General features: G+C 53.6%; 4 protein-coding genes and 1 pseudogene. All 5 read right to left on the reverse strand.

Annotated features, from left to right (window positions below; genetic code table 11):
- Positions 1 to 50: 50 nt before the first annotated feature.
- A complete protein-coding gene (locus tag Poly21_RS28150) occupies positions 51 to 524 on the reverse strand; it encodes a PDDEXK nuclease domain-containing protein (protein WP_367302587.1) in 474 nt (157 codons plus the stop codon).
- A gap of 84 nt (positions 525 to 608) precedes the next feature.
- Positions 609 to 1,019, reverse strand: a pseudogene (locus Poly21_RS28155) (DUF1016 N-terminal domain-containing protein); the annotation flags it as partial.
- Between the two features lie 18 nt (positions 1,020 to 1,037).
- Positions 1,038 to 1,187: a DUF1016 N-terminal domain-containing protein gene (locus Poly21_RS26645; RefSeq protein ID WP_146410106.1), complete on the reverse strand. Its 150-nt coding sequence runs from the start codon at positions 1,185 to 1,187 to the stop codon at positions 1,038 to 1,040.
- A gap of 28 nt (positions 1,188 to 1,215) precedes the next feature.
- A complete protein-coding gene (locus Poly21_RS26650) occupies positions 1,216 to 3,384 on the reverse strand; it encodes a C-terminal helicase domain-containing protein (RefSeq protein ID WP_302120776.1) in 2,169 nt (722 codons plus the stop codon).
- Positions 3,385 to 3,490: 106 nt separating this feature from the next.
- On the reverse strand, positions 3,491 to 3,822 hold a 332-nt coding region (locus Poly21_RS26655; protein ID WP_146410108.1), incomplete at its 5' end, for an ISAs1 family transposase.

Here is a 3,822-nt window from a genome sequence, read left to right on the forward strand (position 1 = left end):
ACCGACAAACCGAACGTAGCACTTGCGACTGAGATTTCTTATCTTCGTCGTCACGGCGAAGCGGGTCGTTTGAAGTATGTACGCTTCAAACAACTTGGTCTTCCTTGCGGAAGTGGTGCGATCGAGATGGGATTGGTTTTGCTCTTGAGCGCGTACTCGACTTCGATATCACTCTTGGCAGCACATAGGATGATACCGATCGACGGGCCGTCGTCGGGACCACGCTGCTGGTCGTTGAGCAGGTTCAGGTAGAAGTCCATTTTGCCGGCGTGTTCTGGCTCGAACTCGCCGATCTTCAAATCGAACGCGACCAAAGCTTTCAAGAAACGGTGATAAAACAGCAGGTCGACAAAGTACTCTTTCGTACCCAGGACCAACCGGTACTGACGACCAATGAAACAGAACCCGTAACCGAGTTCGAGTAGGAAGCGTTGCAGGTTGTCGACAAGCTGGGTTTCGAGTTCGCGTTCTTTAACTGACTGCTCGATGCCGAGGAATTCGAGGTTGTAGCGGCTCTTCATCATTTCGGCGGCTTGGGCGGCGAGCGCTTCGGGCAGGGCAGCGGTGAAGTTGTGCGTTTTGTTCTCGGTGACGCTCCGCTCGTAGGCACCGGATTTGATTTGGTTGAGCAGGATGGCACGGGACCAACCGTTTTGGGCGGTGGCGGAGAGATACCAGATCTGTCCGGGCGGGATCTTTACCTTCTCCAAAATCGTCCGGTGGTGACCCCAGGGTATTTCTGCCACAAGCTGTCGCAGAAATACCGCGAACGGGGACGAGTCGTCGGGGGAACTCTCGTTTCGCCCTTTTTTTGCACCGATTGCCAATTCTGCCACCGCTTGTGGCAGAATTGACGTGAGCTGGGTTGACGCGAATTCTGGCACAGCCTGTGCGAGAAATTCGGGTGACGTGTAGTGGCGGTAGAACCGTCTCATGTACCAGACGTTCCGCGGCGAAAATCCCGACATATTCGGGAACGCCGCTTTCAGATCCAACGCAATTTGCTCTACCACCGAATCACCCCAGTTTGCAACTAATTACTTCTTGGCGACCGCACCACCGATATCCCAGTACAGCAGGATCAGTTCGCGATTTACGACGCGGGCAGCGGTGGCCTGGGCCTGAGCAACTCGCCGTTTCAGGTCGGCAATGAACTCTCGATAGTCGTCGTCAATGATTTCATTCACTGGATACTCGCACGCATCGGCTGCGGACTTAGGGTTCCGGGTCCACAATGACCAGCCACGTCACCAAATCAAAATCATTGCCATCTGCGTCGGGCGTTTCCTTGGCCGTGGGTAGGACGGCGTCACGGCCGGACAGCAAACTGGACGTGGCTTTCCTTCGGAATGTGCTTTCGATGGACGCGAGAGCTTTGGACATCAACAAATTGTAGTGCTCCATGTCTGCACCGTCACTCGTTTTGGCGTCAAACAAGTTGCAAAGACTCTCGATCGCACGAGGATGATCGGCTGCCAAATCTCGCAGTAACATCATCGCCTGTTTCGGCTGGGCGAAGGTCAGTCGTACGGTGCCATCATCAAGGACATAAACGAGGTAGTACGGGGCGAGCGGATTCAAGCCGGCGGAGTCCGACGAGAGGCTTGCAGGAGTCGGAGTCCCTTCGCCGCCTCGATGACGCAAGCAGAACAATGCACCTGGCTGACCAATGGGGACCTCTGATCGCGGCGAGACCAGCGCGTAGATTCCTTCGGGGGACTCTTCCAGGTCGCTGCGATTGGCCTCCAAGAACCGAAGCAAGTCCAAACGAAATTCGTCTAATGAAAAGTCGGTCAACGAAACGCTGTCATCGAGATCTTCAAGATCAAGGATTTCATCACGAAGTCGCTGCAATTGCTTGTCACGGAACAGCAGGTCTTCCTTGATCAAGTCCTCAAGCTGGCTCGGGTCCAGCAGATTGTCCGCCTGGGTCGCGGAAAGATCGACAAGTGCCATCCGCGATTCAACACGATGCTTAACGCCTAGATATCGATCAAGGTCCGCAACGGGCCAGAAGTTAACCAATTGCACGCTATCATTACGCGAACCAATTCGATCGATTCGACCAAATCGTTGGATGATCCGAACAGGGTTCCAGTGGATGTCATAGTTCACCAGTAAATCACAGTCCTGTAGGTTTTGCCCCTCACTGATGCAATCAGTCGCAATAAGAAGGTCGATCTCCTGCCCCTGGTCTTCAAACTCATTCGCCTGCTCGCTCCGGCGTTTCGACATCGGCGAGAAGTTAGTCAAAATGCTGTCGTAGTCATTGCGACCGAGTGATGCTTGATTGCCCCCGTCACCTCGGACCAGCGCCGTGTGAATGCCCAGTTCCTCCTGTGCCCACGACGCAATCTCACGATACAAATACTGAGCGGTGTCACTGAACGCAGTGAAGATCAGAATCTTTCGATTCTGTTTTCCGTCACGGTTAGTCGTCGGGCTATTCGCCTTTGCGGAGATCAGCGATTTCAGCTCCATGAGTTTGCCGTCTCGCCCTGGTTTGATGACTTCAGTTTTCTTCAACAGAAACTGCAACTGTGTCCGGTCGTTACGAACCTCTTTGAGCCACTCGGGCAGCTTGATATGAGCGAGGTGAATCCGCTTGCGACCCCCAATCGTGAAGTCTTCTCCCTCAAAGTCAGGATCTTCAAAGTCGTCCGGCGTCAGCGAATCAAAGTCGATTTCGGGATTGGTTTCCTGATGACTTTCAAAGGCTTCGATCCGCTTTTCGAGCCGGTCAATTTTGTCAATTGTCCGCTGCAGCGTAAGTCGGAAAGAATCGACGGAACTTTCCAGTCGCTTCAAGAAGTTAATCTTCATCATCGAGATCAAAATTCTCTCGCGACCTTCTTGGGTGAACACTCCATTTATCTTCACTTCGTAGCCCGCCCGCACGGCATCTGGCAAATCCTCCCGAAGCTTGCTGGATGGATGGTAGAGTGCCAGCGTAAGTCGGCTTATTTCGGCATCGAGTTGCTCGAACGACAAAAAAGTTTGTTCAGAGTCAATAAGAGCGTGAATGGCCTTCGGGGCTGGACGCGTGGGAAACCCGCCAAGCCGTTTGATTTCTTCGGAGTAGTACGTGGCGACCTGACGACGAGACCGAGCGATGCTGAGTCCATCGAGCAGCTTAAAGAAATCGCCACCGATCGCCGCGATTAGGTCCCGGGTCTTTCGCTTCTCGACCGGTCGTTTGGACCATAGAGTGAACTGCTGTTGAGCCTTGCGGGTCGTCTCTTTGACGGACGCGATCCCGAGTTTTTGGCGAAACGCCCGATCGGCAACCACGTTCCGCGCCACATCGGCACCTGCAATGAACGAGATTTGATTTCGCAGATCTGCTAGCTGGTTATTTACAGGCGTCGCGGAAAGAAGCAGCATTTTGGTGGTCGCGCCAGAAGAGACGACGTCTTCCATCAAACGTTCATAACGGCTGCGACGCCGCTCGGTATCACCAGGCCGTTGGCCAGGGCGATTGCACGGGGATTTACCGACTGAAAACGACTTTCTCCATGTAGTCGTCGTCCCATCCGGCGGTCAGACGCTTGTTTTTGATTCCGCACCTGGCGGTCTTTTCTTGCTTCAAAAGGCTAAGTGCTGTCCGCCTGAGCGTGCTTAAGTTTTGATCGCCGTGGCCCTTTCGAACTCGACACTGATCTTCGCTAAACGCCACGTCCAACTGCCAGTGGCAACTATTTTCAATCCCCCAGTGGTCACGCACCGCTCCGGCAAATTCCTCTCCAGGAAGCAATTTGCTGATGATGTAGTATCTCACTGCGATATCGTCACCTTTGCGGCGCGAAGTGTTGTTGATCGACA

This window comes from Allorhodopirellula heiligendammensis (genome assembly GCF_007860105.1).
Taxonomy (GTDB): domain Bacteria; phylum Planctomycetota; class Planctomycetia; order Pirellulales; family Pirellulaceae; genus Rhodopirellula; species Rhodopirellula heiligendammensis.